20 protein-coding genes are annotated in these 22,993 nt (G+C 67.5%); 4 read left to right on the forward strand and 16 right to left on the reverse strand.

The window, feature by feature from the left end; translation table 11 throughout:
• Nucleotides 1-11 precede the first annotated feature (11 nt).
• The 6 genes from Q4G50_RS08910 to Q4G50_RS08935 form a co-directional block, all read right to left on the reverse strand.
• Nucleotides 12-722 (reverse strand): HNH endonuclease, encoded by a 711-nt coding sequence (locus Q4G50_RS08910; RefSeq protein WP_303377307.1) that lies wholly within the window; start codon nt 720-722, stop codon nt 12-14.
• Between the two features lie 98 nt (nt 723-820).
• Complete coding sequence (locus Q4G50_RS08915; protein WP_303377308.1) at nt 821-1,879, reverse strand: PD-(D/E)XK motif protein; 1,059 nt, start codon at nt 1,877-1,879, stop codon at nt 821-823.
• A gap of 15 nt (nt 1,880-1,894) precedes the next feature.
• Nucleotides 1,895-4,705 (reverse strand): Z1 domain-containing protein, encoded by a 2,811-nt coding sequence (locus Q4G50_RS08920; RefSeq protein WP_303377309.1) that lies wholly within the window; start codon nt 4,703-4,705, stop codon nt 1,895-1,897.
• A 10-nt stretch (nt 4,706-4,715) separates the two neighbouring features.
• Nucleotides 4,716-6,665 (reverse strand): DUF262 domain-containing protein, encoded by a 1,950-nt coding sequence (locus Q4G50_RS08925; RefSeq protein ID WP_303377310.1) that lies wholly within the window; start codon nt 6,663-6,665, stop codon nt 4,716-4,718.
• Nucleotides 6,662-8,065, reverse strand: coding sequence for a DNA cytosine methyltransferase (locus Q4G50_RS08930; RefSeq protein ID WP_303377311.1), 1,404 nt, complete (start codon nt 8,063-8,065; stop codon nt 6,662-6,664). Before Q4G50_RS08930 ends, Q4G50_RS08925 begins: the two co-directional genes overlap by 4 nt.
• A gap of 167 nt (nt 8,066-8,232) precedes the next feature.
• The gene (locus Q4G50_RS08935) at nt 8,233-8,742 is read right to left on the reverse strand and encodes a hypothetical protein (protein WP_303377312.1); all 510 of its coding nucleotides are present in this window, start codon (nt 8,740-8,742) and stop codon (nt 8,233-8,235) included.
• 71 nt (nt 8,743-8,813) lie between these two features.
• Between Q4G50_RS08935 and Q4G50_RS08940 the strand changes: the two genes are divergently transcribed.
• Complete coding sequence (locus tag Q4G50_RS08940; RefSeq protein ID WP_303377313.1) at nt 8,814-9,680, forward strand: DUF5677 domain-containing protein; 867 nt, start codon at nt 8,814-8,816, stop codon at nt 9,678-9,680.
• On the opposite strand, the gene Q4G50_RS08945 is transcribed toward Q4G50_RS08940, so the two are convergent.
• Both Q4G50_RS08945 and Q4G50_RS08950 read right to left on the reverse strand, forming a co-directional pair.
• On the reverse strand, nt 9,670-11,127 hold the full coding sequence (locus Q4G50_RS08945) for a hypothetical protein (RefSeq protein WP_303377314.1): 1,458 nt from the start codon (nt 11,125-11,127) through the stop codon (nt 9,670-9,672). The genes Q4G50_RS08940 and Q4G50_RS08945 overlap by 11 nt on opposite strands.
• Before the next feature lie 800 nt (nt 11,128-11,927).
• Nucleotides 11,928-12,161, reverse strand: a complete 234-nt coding sequence (locus Q4G50_RS08950) for a hypothetical protein (RefSeq protein WP_303377315.1) — start codon at nt 12,159-12,161, stop codon at nt 11,928-11,930.
• 14 nt (nt 12,162-12,175) lie between these two features.
• Between Q4G50_RS08950 and Q4G50_RS08955 the strand changes: the two genes are divergently transcribed.
• Nucleotides 12,176-12,748, forward strand: a complete 573-nt coding sequence (locus Q4G50_RS08955; RefSeq protein ID WP_303377316.1) for a hypothetical protein — start codon at nt 12,176-12,178, stop codon at nt 12,746-12,748.
• 78 nt (nt 12,749-12,826) lie between these two features.
• Here Q4G50_RS08955 and Q4G50_RS08960 read toward each other — a convergent pair whose 3' ends face one another.
• Nucleotides 12,827-13,009: a YegP family protein gene (locus tag Q4G50_RS08960; RefSeq protein WP_303377317.1), complete on the reverse strand. Its 183-nt coding sequence runs from the start codon at nt 13,007-13,009 to the stop codon at nt 12,827-12,829.
• A gap of 230 nt (nt 13,010-13,239) precedes the next feature.
• Between Q4G50_RS08960 and Q4G50_RS08965 the strand changes: the two genes are divergently transcribed.
• Both Q4G50_RS08965 and Q4G50_RS08970 read left to right on the forward strand, forming a co-directional pair.
• Entirely contained in the window at nt 13,240-13,671 is a 432-nt protein-coding gene (locus Q4G50_RS08965; RefSeq protein WP_303377318.1) for a hypothetical protein, read from the forward strand.
• Between the two features lie 284 nt (nt 13,672-13,955).
• Entirely contained in the window at nt 13,956-14,534 is a 579-nt protein-coding gene (locus Q4G50_RS08970; RefSeq protein WP_303377319.1) for a recombinase family protein, read from the forward strand.
• Nucleotides 14,535-14,842: 308 nt separating this feature from the next.
• On the opposite strand, the gene Q4G50_RS08975 is transcribed toward Q4G50_RS08970, so the two are convergent.
• Genes Q4G50_RS08975 through Q4G50_RS09005 form a run of 7 tightly spaced genes read right to left on the reverse strand, consistent with a single transcriptional unit; the run spans nt 14,843 to nt 22,848 of the window.
• Nucleotides 14,843-16,393 (reverse strand): glycoside hydrolase family 32 protein, encoded by a 1,551-nt coding sequence (locus tag Q4G50_RS08975; RefSeq protein ID WP_303377320.1) that lies wholly within the window; start codon nt 16,391-16,393, stop codon nt 14,843-14,845.
• Nucleotides 16,390-17,403: a carbohydrate kinase gene (locus tag Q4G50_RS08980; protein ID WP_303377321.1), complete on the reverse strand. Its 1,014-nt coding sequence runs from the start codon at nt 17,401-17,403 to the stop codon at nt 16,390-16,392. Before Q4G50_RS08980 ends, Q4G50_RS08975 begins: the two co-directional genes overlap by 4 nt.
• Nucleotides 17,400-18,908, reverse strand: a complete 1,509-nt coding sequence (locus Q4G50_RS08985; RefSeq protein WP_303377322.1) for a glycoside hydrolase family 32 protein — start codon at nt 18,906-18,908, stop codon at nt 17,400-17,402. Before Q4G50_RS08985 ends, Q4G50_RS08980 begins: the two co-directional genes overlap by 4 nt.
• Nucleotides 18,905-19,897: an ABC transporter ATP-binding protein gene (locus Q4G50_RS08990; RefSeq protein WP_303377323.1), complete on the reverse strand. Its 993-nt coding sequence runs from the start codon at nt 19,895-19,897 to the stop codon at nt 18,905-18,907. Before Q4G50_RS08990 ends, Q4G50_RS08985 begins: the two co-directional genes overlap by 4 nt.
• The gene (locus Q4G50_RS08995; RefSeq protein WP_303377324.1) at nt 19,894-20,901 is read right to left on the reverse strand and encodes an ABC transporter ATP-binding protein; all 1,008 of its coding nucleotides are present in this window, start codon (nt 20,899-20,901) and stop codon (nt 19,894-19,896) included. The genes Q4G50_RS08990 and Q4G50_RS08995 overlap by 4 nt, the downstream gene beginning before the upstream one ends.
• Entirely contained in the window at nt 20,898-21,857 is a 960-nt protein-coding gene (locus Q4G50_RS09000; RefSeq protein ID WP_303377325.1) for an ABC transporter permease, read from the reverse strand. The genes Q4G50_RS08995 and Q4G50_RS09000 overlap by 4 nt, the downstream gene beginning before the upstream one ends.
• Before the next feature lie 13 nt (nt 21,858-21,870).
• A complete protein-coding gene (locus Q4G50_RS09005) occupies nt 21,871-22,848 on the reverse strand; it encodes an ABC transporter permease (protein WP_303377326.1) in 978 nt (325 codons plus the stop codon).
• Between the last annotated feature and the right edge of the window lie 145 nt (nt 22,849-22,993).

Consider the following 22,993-nt stretch of genomic DNA (forward strand, 5'->3'; position numbering starts at 1 on the left):
CTCGTTCGGCGCTAACGGTGGGTGATGAGTCGTGTGGCCAACTGGCACGGAGTCAGCCACGGCTGCGCTCGGTGGATCATCCGGTGACAGTTAGAGCACAACAGAGCCAAGTCTTCCAATCGGGTCTCCACTGGGCCCGAAGCATGAAGCGGCAAGGTGTGGTGGACCTCCACGTAGCCATCTCCGAGTACGCCGTACCTGGCTTTGAAGTCGAACCCGCACACCTCACACCCCAAGGTGCCGCCCGCAGCGAGGACCGCGGCCAGTTTGGCCTTGCGCAGCTTCGGGCTCCTCTCGCGGCGCAGATGGAGCACAGCCTGCAGACGTCCTTCACGGGCAGTGAGGATCTCCATATCAGTGTCAGGGGGCGGAAGATGCGGCCCAACTGCTATCTGCCCGCGGATAACTCGGGCAAGGGCTGCCATGCGCTCGGGCTCAGCTATGAACTCCAGCAGGACCTCAGCGTCGAACGGACCTCCCTTGGTCGGAGCCCCGTCGTAGTCGGGGTGCTGGGTGGCGATGTCAAAGGTCTTGCGTTGAACGCTGTTGACGCTGCGGAAGCTGCTCTCCCGGTCCTCCACCGGGTGGATCGTCGCCGCTTGGAGCAACTGGGACAACTCCAGAACCAACGGATTAGTCGCCCGTAGTCCCTGCCAGTTGTTGCGCGCCACCAGGTCAGCGGCGAGCACCACTTCTTCGTAGGACCACCCGATTCGTGCCACAACTCTGATCCTGTCGCTCGGTGGAACAAAGCTTTCGAGGCGCGCCGAGCCAGCCAAGAAGGCGCCAAGTCAGCCTCGTTCGAGACGCCAATCTCCGCTCAGCACCCGAGGATAGACTGCGCCACTTGGTTGGCGCCGTTCACGGGGTTCAGTGCACTCACGACCGCAGGTAGGTTGACCCGGAAGTTGACCGACTGCAGGTCGACGTGGTGGTGGGAACTCACATCGTCGCTGCGCAGCACCTCGATGCCGGGGTCGCCCATGTCGTAGCCGCGGCAGAACGTCACGGTGAACAGCGTGGTGAAGGGCGCGTCGTCGGCCATGTTCGCATGGTCGTAGCCGAAGCCCGACTCGGAACCGTAGATCGCCACCCGGGAGAGGAAGCCGGCCACCTGACCATCGTTCCCGGTGGCCTGTAGGCGGTCGACCAGACGCTGCACCAGGTCGGGCAGCGAGACGGAGTTGCTGCCCTGAACTGCCGCGGTCTGGAGGCCGATACTGACCAAGACCAGCTTGTCCTCGACGTTCCCGTCGTCATCGGGGCCGGCGGGCTCGATCTGGTGGACGCCTTGGACCAAGTGGGCCGACGTCGTGCGCGAGGTGGTCTTCACCTCGACTCCGATGCCGCCCCAGGAGAAGTCGCGCGCCGACCTGCGCCAGCCGTCCCAGGAGTCGACGATCGACGCCACGACCGCGTCGCTGGCCCGCCGGCAGAGTGCATCCAGCAGGAGCATCTCGCCGACCAGCCCCAGCATGGCCGCCTCGGACATCTGCAAGCGCTCGATGGACAGCTCGATGATGGGTTCGGTGACGGCGAAGGCCCGCTCGATGTCCTTGTCGGCACCGTTGCGCAGGAGCTCGGTGCACAGGAAGGCACCGACCTGGTCGAAGTGGCCGAGCGCCGGCAGCAGCAGCCGGTTGGCGTCCAGCGGGAGACCGCCGTCGCGGTGCCAGGAGTGGAACATCATGGAGTCGATCACCGACGGCGACCTAGGCTTGAGCTCAGGGCCGGCCAGGAACAGCTCCAGGCGACCGGTCTGGTCGCGCGAGACCCCAAGGGTTGCCGCTGCGGTGAGCCACTCGATGGTGCGGGCCTTGGCCTGCTCGGCGTTGGGCATCGCGCTGATCCGTTCGAGGATCTCCTCGTAGGTGTTCATAGGGTCGCCTTTCGGTCAGGTGATCGGCAGTGCGGCTGCCTTGGTGGCGGCGAACTGCTCGGGCCCGCCGGCTGGGATGCACACGCCCACCGCCAGCGCCGGGTGCGGCTGGTCTGGAAGCTGGTTGACGTAGAAGAGGATTTGGCCGTCGGAGCCGGCCGGGCGCCAGGACGAGTCGCTGGAGGACCGTGGCAGCGGCTCGCCGCGGTGGTAGTAGTCGAAGAAGGTGTCGCCGCGGTATTCGGTTGGGTCGGCGTCGGGGTCGTTGGACCCCCACTTGGTCATGATCTTCCCGCCCTGGACGTCCTTGGTCGTGGTCCGCACCGGGGTCGGCAGCCCGGACAGGGGGCCGCTGGTCACCGGCACACCGCGTCCATAGCGGATCCCCACCCAGAACCGCGGCTGCTGGCGCGTCTTGAGCCCCAGGTCGGCCATCGACCACAGGGCGGCCGGTGCCCCGGTGATGAACAGCCCACGGACCGGCCGGTTCAGGCAGGCGCTCCAGAACCGCAGGTAGGCGGGGATGGAGTAGGGATCGTCGCGTCGGACCGGATCGGGCTCCCCCGTCGTCGGGGAGGGGGCCCGGTACAGGCCGGGGTCGACCAGCGGCTGTATGGCGGCCAGGTCGGCCTCCACCCGTGCCCAGTGCATCCCGACCTGGTGGTCGGTGCCGGGCTGGTAGGCGTCGAACGCGAGCCGGTCGAGCAGGTCGGCGGCCTCCCCCAGGGTGAGGGGCTCGTCGAGGCTGCGCCCGAGGAGCCGGTTGCCCAGGATCAACTCAGTCGAGGCGCTCGCCTCGAACAGGTCGCCCACCAGCTCGACGTTGGGGTCGGGCTCCTGCCCGCTGTTGATCACCGGGACGAAGGGGGTGGCGCCCAGGCTCAGCGGCTTGTTCCCGAGGTTGGCGATCTTCCCCGTGGCCAAGAAGCCCATCCCCTGCAGCACGGCAGGCTCGGGTGCGCCGCCCATCATCTTCTCGGTGATCGCGATGCGCACCGCCTCGTCGATGTCATGGTACGCGCGGAACAGGTCCAGCTGCGGGTCGGGGGCGAACACCCGGCAGAGCTCGACGTAGTCGCCCCGGTAGCCGAACCAGCGCTGCATCTGCATCTGCGTGTCGGCCAGCGGGTTGTTGGACGCCCGCTGGAACAGCGCGGTGGTCATGCCCTCCAGGGTGAGCCCTCGAGCCATGACGTTCCCGGAGACGAAGATGGTGGACAGGTCGCGGGCAGGGCGCCACTGGCCGGTGTCCGGGTCCAGGGTGGGCCGGTACATCGGCCGGTCGTCGGCCGACGGGTCGCTGTTCACGACCGAGACCCGGGTGCCGGGGATGACCTCGGTGGCCAGCAGGGCCTTCACCTGGTCCCACGTCGGGATGGTTCGGGGTGCCAGCAGGTTGAACTCGGACTCGATGGCCTGCGCCGACGACAGGTATCGGTCGAGCCAGACCGCCCACGTGTCCGGCTCCGTGTCGAGGCGGTCAACCAGCGCCTCGGGCAGGCGCGCCTCGCCGGTCTCCAGCAGTTCGCGAGCCGCCTCGCGGTCAGGGATGCCGGCCCAGGTCAGCACGTCCTCGGCGCTGCGGAAGTGGGCGTCGATGTTGGCCGAGGGGTGGATGAGCATCGAGTGGGGCGCCGGGGTCGCGGCTGAGGCGGCCTCCCGCGTCGGGTACAGGGCTTGGAGAGCGGATCGGGGGCCGGTCCTGCCGGAGCGGTGCAGGCGGATGGCGCCGGCGACCAGGTACGCGCGCACGGCGTCGGCGAGGTCCTCGTCTGCGTTCCCGGTGGTGGGGACGCACAGGTCGGCGGCGTGGCCGCGGCGGTAGAACACCTCGCCGCCGGTGTAGTACGAGCCGATCCCGGCGGGCTCGGGGTAGGTGGACGAGCGGGGCGCCTCGAGGTCGGTGACGTCGGTCGGGTCGACGGGGTGGCCGATGTCGAGGGGCGTGCGCAGCGAGATCAGGAAGTCTCGGGGAGCCAGCGGGTTGTGGTCCTCCTGCAGGAGGTTGGCCTGGGGGGTGGCGGTGTAGGCGATGTAGGTGGCGAACAGGTTGTCCGGGGCGGGGTCGGCCGGGTCCCACAGGTTCGCGATGGCACGGGGCACCTGCTTCAGGTTCCCGAACACCGGGTCGCGTCCGGCCTCGACGACGGCGTCCAGGATCGATCCGTCGTCGGCCTCGTCGTCCAGGACGAGCATGTGCGCCGGCCTCTCCAAGGCCCTCACGGCACCGAACACGTCGGTACGCAGGCTCCGGGCCAGGGCGTGGAGGTGGTCGGTGTGCTTCATCGCCACGATGATGATCGGGTTGCCGCGGGACAGGGTGCGCCGTACCCCGGCCGGCTCCATCCGGTAGGTGTCCACCAGTCGGGCCGAGTCCTCCGAGAGCACTACCCCAGGCGGCGGCACCAAGAGCCTCCTCCTGAATTTGCTGGCGTTCTCCTCGCCTGCGTCCAGCTGCGCGGCCAGTCGCTCGTAGGTCTGGCGCCACAGGGACAGCCGGGTGCCGGCGAGCACGACGACGATGTCGACGCCACGGTCCAGCCCCATGGCCGAGACCCCGAGCATGGAGGCGGTCTTGCCGGACTGCACCGAGCCCATGACCAGGCCCGTCCTCACGCGGCTGGACGGCCAAGAGGCGGGGTCTGGTGCCCCGTCGCCCAAGATGCCGCGCTCGACGACGTAGTGGCAGTCGGCCTCGAGCGCCGCCCGGGCGGTGGGCGTCAGGTTCGTCAACTGCGCGGCGTAGCGGGACCACCACCCCTCGGCAGGGGCCGAGGGGGCGGGGGCGTCGAAGTAGACATGCTCGGATCGCGGGTGGTCCGCCATGGCTCTGGGACTAGTCGGCCTGCGCGGTCGGGAAGATCATGCCGCGCAGGGACTCGAAGCCTGAGGTGCCGAAGCGCTCGCGGACTGCGTCCGAGGCGACCTGGGGGTCGACCCCGAGCAGGTCCACGATGCCGGTGGCGATGCGGGCGATGTAGTCCCACTGGCTCTTGGTCTGCGCCTTCTCGATGCGCACCCAGTCGGTTGCGCTGGCCGCTCGGATCGCGTCGGCGTGCTCCTCGATGCGGTCCTCGATGTCATCGGGGGCCCCGGCGGCGGCGAAGGCGATGCCCAGCACCGACCCCACCAGCTGGAGCTCCTGCCACTTGATGCCCTTCTCACCGTCCTTGAAGGAGGGGGCCCACAGCTCGTGGTGGCCCGAGTGCAGCTCCACGACCTCGGCGATCCACCCGAACAGGTCGGCCAGGACCGCCCTGCTGCGCAGCCGGTGGGTCGGGTACTTGTTGGCGTCGGCGACCTGGTCGAGCATGAGGTCGATGTGGCGCGCCGTGGAGGGCAGCGCCTTGCGCTCTCCGGTGACCGGGTCGGCGGTGTCGTGCAGCAGGACCGCGATGATCCAGGAGAGCACCTTGGTCCGCTTGTAGCGGGAGTCGCCGAAGCCGTAGGCCTTGAGGGTTGCGCCCAGTTCCTCCAGTCCCGGCACTCCCATCAGGACGCCGTCGGCGATGTCGGCCGCGGTGGTCCCCTCGGCAGCGTCGCCGGCCGCGTACAGGGTGGCGGGCATGAGGGTGACCTCGTGGTAGACCGCGTTGCGGAGCTCCTCGGCGTTCAGGTGGACGCCCTGCTTGTTGTAGAGCTTGAAGACCTCGTGGATCTGGCGCTGGCTCGCATCGAGGTACTCGATGACCGGGATCTGGTAGTCCGGCGCACCGGTGAAGAGTTCCTCGACCTCGATCACCTGGCCGGAGACGGGGATCAGCTTGTCCTTGATCTCGGTGTAGTACTTGCCTTGCAGGGGTTCGAGGTACTTGCCGGTGAGACCCCCGTCCCCGTTGCCGCGCAGCTTGAACGGGAAGTAGTAGTCGTCCTCGGCCTTGGCAGTGAGGGTCTCCTTCTCCAGCTTCTTCCAGGCCAGCCGGAAGGCCGGGTAGTTGGTCTCGAAGAGCGTCTTGAGGTTCTTGCCGGGATGGCGCGCATCGGCCTCCCGGACCTTCGCCAGCGCTCGCGGGTGGGCGCCGACGAACCGCAGGATCGCCGTCAGGCGCTGCTTGCCGTCCACGACCTCGTGGGTGGTGGCCCCTGGGGTGCGCAGCAGGATGAGCGACGGCAGCGGGATACCGCGGAGGATCGACTCGATGAGCGCCTGGCGGTCACCGGTCCGCCAGACGTCGCCGCGCTGATACGACGGGGCGAGGTTCAGCTTCTTCTTGGTCAGTTGGAGGATGTACCACACGGCAGCCTTGGCCGAGACCGGCTTGAGCCGGTCAGGTTCGGAGAGTCCGTCCTCCTCGTCGGCCCAGGCGTCGGCCCAAACGGAGGTTGCATCGGCCAGGCTGGCGCCGTTCTCCTCCCGGTTCTCCAGGAATGCGTCCCTGAGCCGGACGGCCGTCTCCACCCGATGCTGGAGCTTCTCCACCGCCACGACGGTCAGGTGCCTGGTGCCGTCGTCGTCCTGGAGCGCGGAGTCGACGTCGAGGCCCAGTTCGGAGACCAGCGCCTCCAGGAAGGCGTCTCGGGTGCTGGTCGGCAGGTCGGAGTCGAAGGCCAGCCACCCCTGGACGTCGGAAAGGCGGTACATCCACGCGTCGGTCTCGAAGTCCACCTCGTCGGGGGTGAACATCGAAGGCGTGAGCGCGATGTTCGCGGGGGCCTCCGGCGACTCGGACAGGACTGCCATCCGGTCGGCGATGCCCTCCCAGAGCTGGACTCGCGGGTCCTCGTCGGCGTCGAGGAGGTCGTCCTCAAGCACGTCTTGGTCGATTGCGTCCTGCTCGATGGTCATGCAACGGCTCCCACGGGTCGGTTGAGGGTGGTCGAGTGCGCGTTCGGCACCGAAGGTAGCAGCGTGTCCAGCAGGGACGCCGCGATCGCGCCCACGACCTTGGCGTTCACGGCGTTGCCCAGCGCCTTGTAGGCGTCGAGGTCGTGCGCCGGCAAGTCGATGTCGCCCAGGCTCTGCAGCTGCGCGCACTCCGAGGGGGTCATGTAGCGGCGCTCGCCGGCAAGACGGGCGCCGAGGATGGGCACCTGGGTCTGGGTGAAGGCGATGAGGCTGGGCGCAGTGGTGGGGCGCTTGATGCGTAGCCCCGAGGCCCTGACCTGCAGCACGAACCTGTCGATGTCGCGCTCCTCGCCCTGGGCGTTCCACTCCAGCTTCTGGAAGCTCGAGGGGAAGTCCCACGGCTGCCACTGGTTCATCCACGGAGTGATCCAGCTGGCGTTGTCGTGGAAGAACTCGCGGTTCTGGCGTATGAAGGTCTGCTTCCAACGGGGGAAGGACAGGTCCCCCTGGCGGCGCGAGTGGCTGGGGATCAGCTCCTGCTGCTGGGTGATCGTCAGCCCGTCGAGCTCGAAGCCGAAGCTCCCCTTCATGTGCAGGCCGTTGAACCCGCGGCTGCGCCGACGCTCCCAGATTCCCGGAGGCGTCTGGTGCTCGTAGGGGTAGGTTGCGCCGAACTCCATGGCCCAGATCGGGAAGGACGGCAGCTTGAGTTCCTTGGGGCTGCGCTTGAGGAAGTCGCCCCACATGTCGATGGCGCGCAGCGTCAGTTCCGGGATGGTGCGACCGCCCGGGACGTGGTCACGGAGGACCGAGGTGATGTCGGTCTGCTCCTTGTGCTTGGCCGGCCACTCGAACCCGTCGAGGCCGTCGAGGGAGCCGACGAAGTAGGCGCGGTCACGAACCTGCGGGATGCCGAACTCGTGGGGCGAGAAGTGCGCCACGCGCACGGTGTAGCCGAGCGCGCTGAGTTCGGTGAGGATCGTCTCCTTGGTGTTCCCGCCGTCATGGCGAAGGATGTTGGGGACGTTCTCGAGGATGAATCGCTGCGGCCGCTTCACCTTGAGGATCTGATGGACCTTGAAGAACAGGTTGCCCTGCGAGGTGTCCTTGAAGCCGAGTTGGTCGCCGGCCTTGGAGAACGGTTGACAGGGAAAACCGGCGGTCAGGACCTCGTGGTCGGGGACCTCTCGAGCGATGTCGTCGTCGGTCTCGAGCTCGTTGAGGTCACTCCACGGCTCAATGCCGTAGTTGTCTTTGTACAGGGCGTTGAGCGTGGGCTCCCACTCGGCGGCGAACACGGCCTCCCCACCAAGGTCGCGCAGCGCGACGTGGAATCCGCCCAGACCGGAGAAGAGGTCCACGAACCGGAAGCTCTGCGTCGGCGGCGGCACGACCGTCATTGACCCATCCCCTGCTTGCGACCCGCGCCTTCGTGCGCAGTCTGGCGCTCCCTACGCCAGTCCCTTCATCATCGCAGCTCCGTCCGACAGTTTCTCCATCGGACGCGCGGCTGGGCGGATCCAACTGGGACAAGACGCGCCATCCCGGGTTCTGTAGGGGGCTCAGTTCACACCTGCAGCCGTTCGAGCATCAAGCCCAGCGGGGCGGAATCGTAGCCGCCGCGGGCATCGGGACGGAGCAGCACCATGAAGTCGTCGTCCTCCTGATCCCGCACGGTGAGGGCGTCGCCCTCCCAGCGGTGCGGCACGTCGAGCGCCGTCAACAACTCGGCCAGCGCCGAGCGACACAGGATGGGGGTGACCCACCCGTTCCACGGCTCACCGTAGGCAAGGGCCAGAAAGACCCGGTCGGGCACGACGTCGATCTCGAAGCCGGGCACCAGGTCGTGCTCGGGGTCGGCCAGCAGCCACGTCCCGTCGACGAACTGCACCTCGACCAGCGGCCTGCCGTCACGAGTCTCCAGCCGGTTGGAGGCGTAGTAGGGGTGGCCGTCGCGGTCCAGCGAGGAGGCGTCGCGGGAGGCGACGGCGTGGAAGGTTCCGATCGGCTGCTGGTGGGCCAGGAACGGCGTGACGGACATGGCGGACATCCTCTCGGGTGCAGGTCTTGGTTGCACGTCGGCGCCCGGGGCCGCCGTTGGCGGCGCCGAATACGCTCGGCCAGGACAGGCGAGGTGAAGGAGTACCGATGGGCGACCGCGAGCAACTGATCGAGGCCCTGGACGAGTTGCTGGACGGTTGGGACGAGTTCGTCAGCACGAGCCACGTCACCTGGGTGGGAACCGGCGCGCGCAAGGGGCGGAACCGGAGCAAAGCGCAGACCGCGATCGTGGTGGGGCTGGTAACGCACGTTCACGAGACCGCCCGGCTGCTGAAGCCGGCGATGCCCGACGGGCTGACGATCGCCCACATGCCCCTGGTTCGCAGCATCTACGAGAGCACCCTCACGGCAGTCTGGGCCGACGAGGTGGCCGACGGTGCAGAGGCGATCATGAAGGAGGAGGGCCGCAATCGGCGCGCTCTGGAGCAGGCCTGGGAGGACATCGAGTCCTTCAAGAAGGGGGTTCCCATCCCCCACACGGAGTGGGCCGACGTGGAGACCCCGAGCGCGAACCAGGCCCGCAACTTCGAGCAGTTGGCGAAAGAGGTGGCCCTGGAGGGCGCCTACGCGTACTACCGCGTGCTCAGCGGCCTGAGTCACGTCTCCATCATGACAGTCGACGAGTACGTCGAGGAGACGCAGGCAGGCGACTCGGAGGCAGGGTTCCGTTTCATTGCCCGGCCCGATCCGCTGGGCTCGGAGGCATGGTCATCCCTGGTGGCGTACTGCCTGATCTGGGCGGGGATGGTGGCGAACTACTACGACGAGACCCGCTCGCGGCGAAGCGCGCTGCGCTCCATCGCACGGAAGCTCGGCATCGAACCTGAACTGGCTGTCGACGGGGATGCCATCTTGAAGCGGCGGAAGGCGGCCAAGCAGAGGGCCAGCAAGAAGCAGAAGCACTGCGCCGGCTGCAACTGCGCGCCGTCGCCCTCCGATCAGGTCAGGCCGTAGGCGGGAGCGGCTTGGGGTTCGGCGTCTCCTTGATGTTGGAGGCCGACTGCGGACGCGTTCCGTCGATGGCGATGAAGTGCAGGTCCTTGCCCGTTCGCGCAGCCGCGCCCTTGACGACTCCAGGGAGCGCCCTGAGCCTGTCGTAGGAACTCTTGGCCTTCCGGTACTGGACGGCGACGAACCAGCCCTCTGTGGTCTGGTCAGAGACGAGGTAGCTGGGCAACTGGTCGTTCAGGCCGTTCCAGAACTTCCCGTTGTGAACCTTCTTGACCTCGATGAGCAGGCGGAAGCTGTGCCCGCTGGTCACCTTGAAGTCGACCGGTCCGCGGCCCAACTCGACCTCGCGGTCGACCTCGACGCCGAACAGGCGCAGGTAGTGGCGCGCCATCGCCATGAAGAGCAGTTGGGCAGCCTCCTCGTTCTTCTCCGAGCCGTCGCTGTTCCACAGCAGGCGCCAGCCTCCCTGCTGCTCGATGAAGTGCTTGAACACCTCCAGGACCTGGCTGACCAGCGCCGACAGCTCGCCCTGGGTGTCGGGTGTACCGAGAGGTGGCAGGGGGTGCTGCTTGGCGAAGTCAGCGGCCTTGTCGTATCCCACGACACCCTTCGGGTCCTCCCCGAAGTCGTATCCCTTGAGGTCCTGGCGGCTGGTCTGGTTGCGAGCCCACTCGCGTACCCGCTCGGGGTTCCGGCGGGCCAGCTTGACGATCTCCCTCTTGGGGATGCGGTCGCCGATCTGCAGGTTGAGGGAGGTGCGCACCTCCTCGTTGACGTCGGACTGGAACCAGTCCTCGGCATTCAGCGTGGGGAGGTCCCGCAGCAGCCGCTTGGGAACGAGCAAGACCGGCCCGCCGGTCCGCGGGTTCGTCGGGAGGTCATGGCGCCCTTCCAGCCAGCGCGCGTTGGGCAGGTCGACTTCGGCGTTGCGCAGCCTGTGGCCGTGCACGGGGACCCCCAGCCGCTCCGCGACCCCCTGGGTGTAGGCCACGAAGTGGCGCTTCAGGATGTTGAGCGTGGCGTCGGAGATCCGGTCGGCCCCGAAGCCCTCGTTGAGGATGCCAATCTCCTCGATGTGGTCGGGCGCCTGAAGGCCTGCTGCGACCGCGACGGCGATGCCGTCGGCGATCGAGCGGGCATTGCCCAGCGAGCCGCCCGCCCCGCGCGTCGAGCCGACGCTGTAGCCCAGGCCGAACTCGTATGGCTCGGGGAAGGTGAGCAGCCGGTACGCCGCCTTGGCCCCGACGGACCGCGGCCCGACGGCCCGGGCGATGAGCCGGTAGCAGTGGGCGAAGTGCGCAACCAGCTCCGCATGCGCACTGGGCCAGGCCTCCCCCGCCCTGAGCAGCAGGAACGGGTCCACGAACAGCTTGGTGTCGACGGTGAGGTCGGGGTCGAACCAGTCGGCGTCGGTACCCGGCTGGATCGAGAAGGCGTCTGAGAACCGCACGGAGCCCCTCTCGGTAGGCACTTCAACGGTATCGGCGGCCACCGACAATTCGGGAGGGGCCCCGCTGCCCACTTCACCAGCGCCCCCACTGCGGCTGGAACTCCGGCTTGGGCCTGCCGCACCGCATGCGCTCACCGTGCCCAGGTCGGGGCACGGGCTCGTCGGGGACCAAGAGCATCGAGACCCGGGTCGAGCGCGTCCACGAAGCCCTCGGCCCCCTCGATGAAGTCAGCCGCATCAGCACCGTGCGCCTGGCGCTTGATGCCGAGGAACTCCCGCAGGCGGCCAGCAATGCGCCAAGCCCTGGGCTACCGGCGCAGCGACTCCTTCCAGCGCTCGTAGCGCTCCCGGCGCTGGCGCAGCACCTTTGGCCTCCTCGGCGCGGCGAGCCTCGAGCAGGGGCGGTGGCCAAGAGCTTCCACGCCTCCATCGGCGGGTCGGAGTCCGGTTCGGTGCATGACCACGCGAGCACGGCCCTCTGGTTGTCGTTGAGGTTCCAGTCCACGGCTCCATCGTGGGCCGAAGCGAAGGGGGTCGCGTCCGGCCCCGCCGGCGTCCCGCCCCTGATCGACCTGTTCACGAGGGAGGGCATGTCCGACCCGCTCTCGCAGGCGATGGTGCTGACGGCCATCGTGATCACGATGGCGGTCCCGGCCTTCGTTGCCACCATGGCCCTACCGCAGCTTCCAGCTGCAGGGGAACGACGAGGTCTCCGAAGACATCGAGGACCGCCGAACTCGCGAACTCGCCGAGCTGGTCGGTGTGAACGGACTGGGCCAATCCGGATCGCGCGACGACGCTCAAGCGGCCTGGTCGAAGATGCCGCGCTGGACGGCGAGTGCCTTCTTGAGCCTCACCACCGGCGCGAGGCCAGCACTGCCGGCCGCCGGTTCGACGGCGACCAAGTTCGCCTCGGCCAGTTGCCCGATACCGGGAGGGTTAGCCTCGTGCGCGTGGCCGGCGGCCGGGTGTCCCCAAGGGGTAGGCCCACCGGGGCTGCCGGCCCGTCCTGCCTTCGGTGTGCGAACGTCCAAGGGAGAATGGTGACATGGAGGAAACGAACGCACCCGGGACCTGGCACGTCGACGATCCCACGAAACGGGTTGACTGGCAGCTGGCCAAGGACGCGTGGGCGGAGGCGGCCCTGCCCGAGCTTGAGCGTGTCGCCGGATCGTACGCGGCCTCCATCACCTACACCGACCTCGCGGAGCGGGTCCAGCAGGTCACGGGCTACCGCACCAAGGTGCTGCTGGCCAACTGGATCGGCCAGGTCCTCGAGGTCGTGCTGCGCCGCACGCTGGAGGAGGACCTCCCGCCTCTCACGTCCCTCGTGGTCCACAAGGACACCGGCGGGGTCGGCGACGGCTACTACAACAGGGATCACGCCCAAGGGAGCATCAACGACCCGGGCCTGCTGCAGCGGATCGCTGCCCAGGATCGGCTCGCCTGCTACCGCGCGTACTGCTCCGACGTTCCCGCGGACGCCGCGCCGCAGATGACGGAGCTGTTCGCCGAGCGGCAAGCCCGGTCGACTCGGCGACAGGATCCCCCGCCCGAGAGAGTGTGCCCGACATGCCGCTACGTGCTCCCCCTCGCAGGAGTGTGCGACTTCTGCGGCTGATCCTGCAGGAGGAAGGTCCCTCTTGGCGGGCCCTCGTCATGGATCGGTGCCCCAGCAGCTGTCGGGGCATCCTGTGTTCTAGCCGTCGACCTCGACGATGGCCGCGCCCGGTGCGTTCTTCTGCACCGAGGCGACTCCGTTGAGGCAGCTGGCCTTGGACTCGTAGGCCTCGCCCGTGGCGATGACCTGGCCGTTGCTGGCCTTGAGCCGGAACCGGTACTTGCCGGCCTTGTCCTGGTAGACCTCGAACTTCCCAGCCATGACGGCCTCCCTTCGCTGTTGAACCAACGGTAGCCACGCGTGAGCCCCATGGGCTGTCACGCGCGCGGGGACGTGTCCGAACGCGTCGGGTGGGGCATGCGCCGTGGCCACAACTAAGAGTCGCTGGGCAGTTGTGAGAGGATCCAACCAACTTGTAAGAGTCTTGCAAGACTGTTAGCTTACGTCTTGTGAGGCCACCAGATCGGTCGGCGAAAGCACAAGGAGAGAGCATGACGGACTACGTGCAGGTCCCCGTTCCGGCCCACCTCGTGGCCGATGTGATGCAGTTCATCGTCGAGCGCAGCAGCAAGGGCCAGACGGCGAGCCCGGCCCTCGAGGCCGACCCGGCGGCGGCCGGCCCCGCCATCCGAGAGTGGACCACTGAGCAGTTCGAGCTGCTCGCCAGCAGCGAAGCCAGGTCGGTCAAGCTGTTCTGCCAGGTGCTGGACATCCTGGCCGAGGCGGGCCCCGCGGGCCTGCCCCTAGACGAGATCGCCTTCAAGACCGGGGTCGAGGGCCTCACCATGCAGAGGACCTTCGGCCGGGTGACCGCGTGGATCCGCAAGCGTGGCATCGAGCTCCGGTGGCCGATCCACTACCCGCAGGGAAACTGGGCGATGACCCCGACCAATGCCGCAGCATGGAAGCAGGTCCGGGGCTGACTCCACTCCCCACCGAAGGCCGCCTCGGACTCCGTCCCAGGCGGCCTTCGCCGTCGGGAAGGCCACGGGGGTATGCGCAAGCCGATCCTTATGCGGGACGGCGGAAGTGGTGCTCGTGCCGTTGTGATGCGCGGGGAAGCCCGTGAGCCCCGTCCGGTGCAGCGCCCCGGTGCGTGGGCGTCCATCAGGGTCTACTCAATTGGCGCGGTCTTCGGCGCGCACTTCCCGCGTAATGTGAAGTCATTCGGAGAGTCGCTTGACGGGTGCGACGGGAGGTCAAGTCCATGACTGGACGTGTCTACGGGTACGCCCGAGTCAGCTCGAAGGATCAGAACCTCGAACGACAGCGCGAGGCACTTGCTGGCGTCGACGTGCTCGTGGAGGAGAAGGCCTCCGGGGTGGCCGACCGAGAGAAACTCTCGACGCTGATGGCGTTCGCCCAGCGCGGCGACACCATCCGGGTCAAGTCGATCGACCGGCTCGCCCGCGACACTCGAGATCTCCTCCGCATCGTCGACGAACTCGCGGACAAGGGCGTCGGGTTGGAGTTCATCGACTCCCCCATGCTCAACGTTTCCACCAAAGAAGGCCGAGCGATGATCACGGTGTTCGCCGCGTTCGCCGAGCTGGAACGCGAAGCGATCAAGGAACGCCAGCGCGAAGGCATCGAGCTGGCAAAGGCTGCTGGCAAGTACGCCAAGGCACCCAAGCTCGCTCCCGAACAGATCGAGCGCGCCCGGCACCTCGTTGAAACCGGGGTGCCCAAAGCGCGGGTCGCCAGGGGACTCGGGGTCTCTCGCCAGACACTCCATTCAGCGCTCGCCGGGCAAGGTCCATACGCAGCGTCGCTACCCCGACGATGACACATCGCCCTTGCCCTGCTGCGGGCTGAGCGGACCCCAGCACACGAGTGGTGCTGGGGTACACCCAAGCAACCGAGCGTCCGCCGTGTCCGGATCGCGTGGTCATGGGGTCCCGTGCGGGCCTGTGCCACCGTCTGTTCACGCGTCTAGACCCCAATGCTCCACCTGTCGCTGGCCTGCCGCGGTCGACAGTTTGATCCGCCACGATCGTGATCGGTTTAGCGACTAGGAAGCAGTATCCGGGGCGGTGCCGGGTGAGCGGGCTCGCAGGAGAGTCCCCTGCAGGCCCGCTCCAGCGACTGAACGGTTCAGACGCGCAGTTCCGTGATCGTGAGATCACGGAAGGTCGCGGACCCGTCGTGGGAGTACGCGCGGATCCTGTCGTCCACCTCTAATGGGAAGACTCGATGAGAGTGAACCACTCGACCGTCCCCGACGAAGAACTCCACGCTGGTGCGGTCCACCAGGATGCGGAGGCTGACCGACCCGACGGACGGATCGAACTTCATCTGGGATTCGCCGGCCGTGGGATTGATCGTTGGGCGCCGGTTGACGTACGTGAACGGTCCGGGCATGTAGATGCCTGCTGCGACATGTCGCCCGCCGCCCTGAGCTCGGCACACTTCGAAACCGATGTTTCCTGGCGGCTTGGACGGGTCCCATTCAGCTTCGCAGGTCAGCTCGTAGGCCAGCGCACGCACGTCGAGGTCGTGAGTGCCCGCGAGGTGGACGTCCCCGAAGCGGTGCGTCTTGCGCGCGTACTGCGACAGGGCCGCGGTGGGGCTGGAAACGAGGTAGTACGTGCCGTCGGCTGAGAGGAGTCGGATGTCGCGAACGATCATGTCGTCGCCGTTGTACTGGTCAGTGGCCAGGGTGGGGGTGTTGTGTGGGTAATCCCAGAAGTTGGCCCAACCGATGATGTGCCGGATTGACGGGTCGATGCGGCCGTGGGCGTCGCGTTCTTCGTAAGTTGCGGCGCCGTAGAAGTCGAAGCCGCGGTCGAGCCACTCGGGTTCCGCATGGTTGGCGGCGAAATTTGAACCGTCGAATGTCCCCACCCAGTAGGCGTAGGTGGCAGGCAGCCCTCGGCCCTTGCCGTTGGCGCTGACCCCTAGTACCCAGTGCGAGGTGCCGTCATCTGCAGTCATCTCGAACAGGTCGGGACACTCCAGCAAACCTAGGTCGTCCCTGACGAAACCCCCCGCGTACTGCCAGCTCTTCAGATCGACGGAGGTGTAGAAGCCGATCTTGTGTCCCTCCGCGAGCGCCATCGCCCAGCGGGAGCGCTGCTCATCCCAGATGACTTTCGGGTCGCGGAAGTCACGCACACCCGGGTTGGCAAGGGCGGGCGTGAGGCTGCCGGGTTTGAAGGTGGCACCACCGTCGGTGGAGACCCAGAGGTACTGCGCCTGAACTCCGCGGGGCGCTTGGGTGACCAGCGCGATGACGGCACCAGCTCCATAGCCGGCTGTGTTCCGATCGTCGATGACCAGGGACCCTGACCAAACATCCTCGTTCGCGTTGGTGTGCTTGGGGATCGCGATCCCGCGATCACGGAACGACACGTGGTCTGTGGTCGTGGCTCGACGCCATGCAGTTCCGCCGCCGCCGGCGAGGTAGTCCGCGTTGTACAGGTAGTAGTAGTGGTACTCCCCGTCGATCCACACCGGACGCTGGGGATCATTCTTCCAGTTGTCAGGGACGCTGAAGTGGTAGTGGGGCCGCTGGCGGCTGCGTCCCCGGGCGGGTGCTGCAGCGGGTGCGGCCAGAGCGTCTGGCGCGCCCAACAGGGACACAGCGCCGACCGCGGTTGCCAAGCCTGCAGTACCGATGAGGCTGCGCCGGGTTAGTTCGTTCATGAGTGATTTCCTTCCTGGGGGATCGGGAAACGGGGGTGCGTTCGGGTGGACGGAGTTGGGAAGCTGTTGATCTTGTCGAAGGTTTCGAGCTCGGCCAGCGTGGGGGGATTGGCTCCTGCCCTGCTGACGGTGATCGCTGCCGCACAGGCCGCCCTGTGGAGCAGGCGTTCGATGTGGACCATGTCGAGGCTGGAGGGGTGATGGCCCTGAGATGCGATCTGGGCCAGGAGCGATGCCATGAAGGAATCCCCAGCCCCGACCGTGTCGACCACTTGGGTGTGCATGGCGGGAGTCCGCACGGTGCCCGCTGGGGTGAGCGCTAGTGCACCCTGCCCACCCAACGTGACGACGACCAGGGACGGACCGAGACGTAGCCATGAGGCAGCGGCCTCCTCGAGGTCAGCATCGGGGTACAGCCAACGCAGATCCTCCTCGGAGACCTTCACCAGGGTGCTGAGGGCAACGAACGTTTCGGCGGAGCGCCGGCCATGGTGACGGTCGGGGTTGATGCTCGGCCGGCAGTTGGGATCGAACGTCACCAGGGCACCCCGGTCGCGTGCAGCAGCCACTGCCTCGAGTACTTGGCCGGCGCCCGGCTCATGGACGGTGGCGATGGATCCGGTGTGCAGGAGGCGCGCCCCGACCAGGGATTTCTGGAGGGCGGTGCCCAAGTCGGGCATGTCCCAGTGCAGCTGGATGTCATAGGTGGCCGACCCGTCAGCACCAAGGGTCGCGGTGGCGACGCTCGTGGGGTTGTCGTCTGGGGGCATGGGGGCGATGACCCCGTTTGAGCGGAGATGGCGGGCCACCATGTCTCCGTACTCGTCGAGGCCGGTGCGTCCTAGGTAGACGGCTTCGCATCCCAATCTGGCTGCGCCCACCGCCACGTTGAGCGGGCTCCCTCCGACGTGCGGTCGGCCGTTCACGACGTCGATCAGGCCTTCTCCGACGACGACCACGCGTGGGCGCAGTGGCCGTGTCTGGTCGGTGGGGCCATGCTGGTTGCTCATGAGGAGCACCGACCCGCGCTCTGGAGGGGCCACACGGTGAGCCGCGCTGAGGAGTGTTCTGCCCGGGTCCATATCGACGATGCATCGGCGCGGGCGGGGTAGACACGTGCGGTGAGGGGAACCCCGTTCGCAAACACCTCCACGATGGAGTGGTCGACGAGCACCCTCAGATCGACCGTGTCACTCGGTGTCGCCGGCAGCGTTCCGCCAAGTTCTGACACGTCGTAGCCCGTGGCGGGCGCGGCAACTCTGCTGCGGCTTCGGTCGAGTGTGAGGCTCACGGTGCGGTCCTGGATGCGCTCGAGGCGGAGCAAGGTCTCCTCTTCGGCGTCCCGCGTCGCTCGCACACCGAGTTCGAACCGGCCCCCCACGGGCAGCGAGATGGCACCAGAGATGTCGAGCTGGTCTCCCGTCGTCCGTGCCATGGTTGGTGTTGTCTGGCTCGTCACGAGCTCGCCCTCGCCAAGCCGGAGCCCATCCACCTCAGCCACCGGGGCGGCGACAAGGCCTCCCTCGGGGTCAAGGGCTAGGGTCCGGGGCAGGGACATGACGCCCGACCAGCCCGCGGCGTGGGCATCCGCATCCGGTCGTGCTTCCTGAGCCCAGCCGAATTGGACTCGCCGCCCGTCCGACGTGGGGAAACTCTGTGGGGCATAGAAGTGACGCAGACCGAGGTCCAAGTGTCGTGCGGGGCCATCGGGCAGGAATGTCCCGTCGACATAGCGCCCAGTGAGATACAGCGGGTAGAGAGTCTGTCCTTCGTCCCATGCGGAGAACACGAGTACGCGATGCTCGGGCCGCTTCGAGTCGATGGCGAAGAGGTCGGGGCACTCCCAAGTGGTGCCCAGGAAGCCTCCTGGGGGCACATCCTTCGCGTGCAGAGCGATGCCTCGGTACTCCCACTCGGTCAGCGTCGGCCCGCTGAAGTGCAGCAGTACGCCACCTTCGCCCCGAAGGCCGGATCCCATCAGTTGGTGCCAGTCGTCTCCCTCGCGCCACACCGTGTGGTCGCGCATCTCGGTCACGTCCAGCCCGGCGGGCGGGCCTTGGATCACGGGGTTGCCAGGGTGCTTGGTCCACGTACTCAGTGCGTCATCGCCGGTGGCGACGCAACAGGTTTGCGTCGGTCCTGCCTCCGGGTCGTGACCCGAGTACACCAGTGTCGGCGTGCCGTTGTCGTCGACCAGAACCCCACTCCAACAACCCGCGCTATCAGGTCCGGCGGAGGGGGTCAGGGCCACGGGCTCGTCCCGCCAGTGCACCATGTCTGTGCTGGTCGCGTGTCCCCACTGGATGTGGTTGTGACGCGCCTCCTCCGGGTTGTACTGGTAGAACAGGTGGAAGACACCGTCCCACTCCCCCAGGCCGTTGGGGTCGTTGAGCCAGCCAGCGGGGGCCACGAAGTGGAAGCCGGGGCGGTGGGGGTCGCGTGCCGCGCGCTCCCGCAGCGTGGTGGAAGGTAGCTCGGGGCAGGCGATGCCGGACTCAACCGGGGATGTGTTCACGATGCCACCGCCTCATGCGCGGAGAACTCGCGGCGGCGCACGATATGGCCGGGGCTCACGGCGACCTCGACCATCTCGGTGCCCGGGGCGGGCTGTCCGGGCTTGCCGCCCGGCCCGTACATGGCCGTCTGCACGTCGGATCGGAGTTGCGCCCGTGCGTGTACGTCGAGCACTCGTGTTCGCTGCGGGTCCGGTACGGCCGACGTGAGGAGCCGGGTGTAGGGATGCGCTGGTGCGGCCATGACCTCCATGGACGGTCCCGCCTCAACGATCTCGCCGGCGAAGAGGACGATCGTGCGATCGCTCACGTACCGCGCCGAGGCAAGGTCGTGGGTGATGTAGAGAATTGAGATGCCGCGCTTGTCGCACAGGTCCCGCATCAGATTGAGGACGCCGATGCGCACGGAGACGTCCAGCATGGAAGTGGGTTCGTCGGCAAGGATCACTTCGGGTTCGACAGCGAGGGCGCGGGCGATGGCCACGCGCTGCCGCTGCCCCCCGGACAGCTGGTGGGGGAAGCTGTCGAGCATGTCGGGGGTGAGACCGACATCCCGCATGAGCTTCTCAGACCGCTCACGGACCTCGGCGGCCCCTCGCGCCATGCCGTGCAGCACCAGTGGGCGTTCGAGGAAGTGGCTGATGCGCTGGCTCGGGTTGAGTGAGCCGAACGGGTCCTGGAAGACCATTTGGACCTGACGACGGTATGCCTTGGTGGCGCGCCGGCCCTCTGTGGCGACGATGTCGCGGCCGTCCACGAGGAAGGTCCCCGTCGTGGGTTGTTCAAGCCGGGCCACGATCCGGGCGATCGTCGACTTGCCGGAGCCGGACTCGCCCACCAGGGAGACGACCTCCCCCTTCCCCAAGGTGAAACTGACGTCGCGCAGCGCGGTGACTGACCGCTTGGACAGGAACCCGCCCTGACCGAACTGCTTGGTCAGCGAACGCACCTCCAGAACTGGGGGGGATGACTCAGGCGTGGTGGCGTTCATCGTGACGTTCCTCTCGTGCTGGTTTCCTGGCTGGCCGCCGGGTCGGCGACGAAGCGCCCGGGGCGAACCTCGGTGAGGTCCGGGATGTGAAGCGGGTCGAACCCGAGCCGCTCGCGGGCGTCGGCCGCGTTCAGGACGCTGGCGCGATCCGCTAGGCCTGTCAGCCGCCGCCGTGGCCCGTGCAGCGGGGGGAACGAGCCCATGAGGGCGCGAGTGTAAGGGTGGAGGGGCTCGGCAAAGACCTCGGCGGAGGGCGCCATCTCCACGATGCGGCCGTTGTACATGACGCCCATCCGGTCTGTGAGTTCGATCATCAGGGAGATGTCGTGGGTGATGAACAGCAGTGAGAACCCGAACTCGGATCGGAGTGACTGGATCTGCTGCATGATCTCTTGCTGGACCACGACGTCGAGCGCCGTGGTCGGCTCGTCGAGGATGAGGAGGTCGGGGTCCAGGGCCAGGGCGATAGCGATCACGACCCGCTGACGCATACCCCCGGACAGCTGGTGGGGGTAGGAGGCCAGGCGATCGGTCGGGATCCCGACCAGTGTGAGCAGGTCGCCCGCCTTGTCGCGCGCAACCTTCGGCGTGGCCCGTCCGTGGGCGGTGAAGGCATCCACGATCTGGTCCCCGACGGTCATGACCGGGTTGAGGGCGTTCATGGCCGACTGGAAGACCATCGCCATCCGGGTCCAGCGGAACTCGCGCAATGCCTCGCCGGTCAGCGCCAGGAGGTCGACGTCGCCGAACTGGATCGAACCCGACACGATCTTCGCCGGGGGCTTGAGCAGGCGCATGACGGCATTGGCGATCGTCGACTTGCCGCAGCCGGACTCGCCGGCCAGGCCGAAGGCCTCACCGCGTCCGATGGTGAAGCTGACCTCGTCCGCTCCGCGGATGACTCGGGTGTCGGACTGGTACTCCACTGTCAGCCGGTCCAGGGTCAGGAGGGGTTCGTGTCCCACGGCCGGGGTGGTGGCGGTGGAGGGTGAGGGCGCGCTCACTTCGACTCCTTTCGGGCGGTCCGGAGGGCCCGGAGCCGGGGGTTTGTCACTTCGTCAACGGCGTAGTTGACCAGGGCGAGGGCGAAGGCCACCAGTGCGATGGCCGCGCCGGAGGGGAGGAAGATCCACCACTGGCCCTTGAGGAGTGCGCCGTCATTGCTGGCCCAGTAGAGGTTGGTGCCCCAGGAGAGGGTGGCGGTGCTTCCGAGGCCGAGGAACTCCAGGCCGGCTTGGGCGCCGATGGCGCCGATGACGACGGAGAGGAAGGTACCCATCATGATCGAGGCCATGTTCGGCAGCATCTCGACGAACATGATGCGGAGCGGACGTTCACCCGTCACCAGGCAGGCGGCGATGAAGTCCTTCGAGCGGATCGACAGCGCCTGGCTGCGCAGGACGCGAGCAGCTCCAGCCCACCCGGTCAGGATCAGGACGAACATGACGGTGGTCAGACCCTGCGGGAGGAAGGCGGCCAGCAGCACCAGGAGGGGGAGGCCGGGGATCAGGAGGAAGACATTGGTGACGAGGGAGAGCACATCGTCGATGGCCCGGCCGAAGAAGGCCGACGCCAGACCGACGAGCGCCGCCACCAGCGTGGCCCCGATGCCCACGATGAAGCCCACGAGGAGGGAGGAACGGGACCCGTGCACTGTGAGGGCAAGCACATCCTGACCCTTGGCGGTCGTACCGAACAGATGCTCCGCGCTCGGGGGTTGCGAGAGCGGGTACTTCCCGATGAGGGAGGGGTTGCCTGGGAAGATCACCGGGGCGGCGACGGCGAGCAGGACGAAGATCAGCAGGATGACGACCCCGGCCGCGGCCTTTCGGTTGGTGAGGAGCAGGCGGAGCAGCCCGACGCGGCCTGAGGGCTGCGTCGCGGTCCCAGCAGACGGGGAAGCGGGGCCAGCCTCGGCAGCAGTGTCGGCCGGGGGAGGCGTGGTCAGTGGTTGGCTCATGACGGTCTCCTTGTCAGGCCGTGCGGACGCGGGGGTCGAGACGGACGTAGGCGATGTCGACGAGGAAGTTCGCCAGGAGCACCGCGGTGGTGATGGTGAGGAAGATGCCCTGCATCAGCGGGTAGTCGAGCGCGTTCACGGCGTTCAACAACTGGTACCCGATGCCGGGGTAGGCGAAGACAACCTCCGTGAGTAGCGCCCCTCCCACGATGAACCCGATGGTCAGGCCGAGCCCGGTGACCTGGGGCAGGATCGCGTTCCGAGCGGCGTACCGCAGCATGATGCGGCCAGGACGCAAGCCCTTGGCTTCGGCCATCGTGATGTAGTCCTCGGACGACGTGGTGATCATCGCGTTGCGCATGCCGAGCATCCAGCCGCCGATCGACACCAACACGATGGTGGTGGCGGGCAGGGTGAGGTGCCAGGCGACATCCGCGATGAAGGCCGGATCCCAGCTCGGAGTGGAACCTGCTGCAAAGCCGTGCCGCAGCGGGAACCACTTGAGCGCCACGCCAAAAAGGAAGAGCGCGCCCATCGCGAGCCAGAAGTAGGGGAAGGAGCCAATGAGGATCAGCACCGGAGGAAGCACTGAGTCGACCCAACCACCGCGCCGCCATGCGGCCACGATGCCCAGACCGTTACCGATAACGACGGCGACCAGGAGGGCCGTGACACCGAGGAGGAGGGTCCAGGGCAGCTGGCTGCCGATGACCTCCACAACGGGGGTGGGGAACCTGCTGATGGAGATCCCCATCTGGCCGCTGACGAGATTCTTGAGGTAGTCGATGTACTGCTGCCAGAGCGGCGCGTCGTCGAGGCCGAACAGCTTGCGCATCTGGTCCAGCTGTTCGGGGTTCATCCGGCCCTGCACTTTGGCGAACATGCGGGACACCGGGTCCCCTGGCATGAGGCGCGGCAGGAGGAAGTTCAAGGTGATGGACGCCCAGAAGGCAATCAAATAGAAGCCGAGGCGTCGAAGGACGTAGGTCACTGTCAACTCATTTCTGTGGACGCCAAGGTGCCGCGATCGCGGGGTTGGCTGGGAGCCCTGCGCTGTGTATCGGCAGCGGGGGGCGGGCAGGAGCGCAGGCGGGCCGACTTGGCCTACCTCCGGTGGGGTGGAGGGCCGGCCCGCC

This window comes from Corynebacterium sp. (assembly GCF_030538285.1).
Taxonomy (GTDB): domain Bacteria; phylum Actinomycetota; class Actinomycetes; order Mycobacteriales; family Mycobacteriaceae; genus Corynebacterium.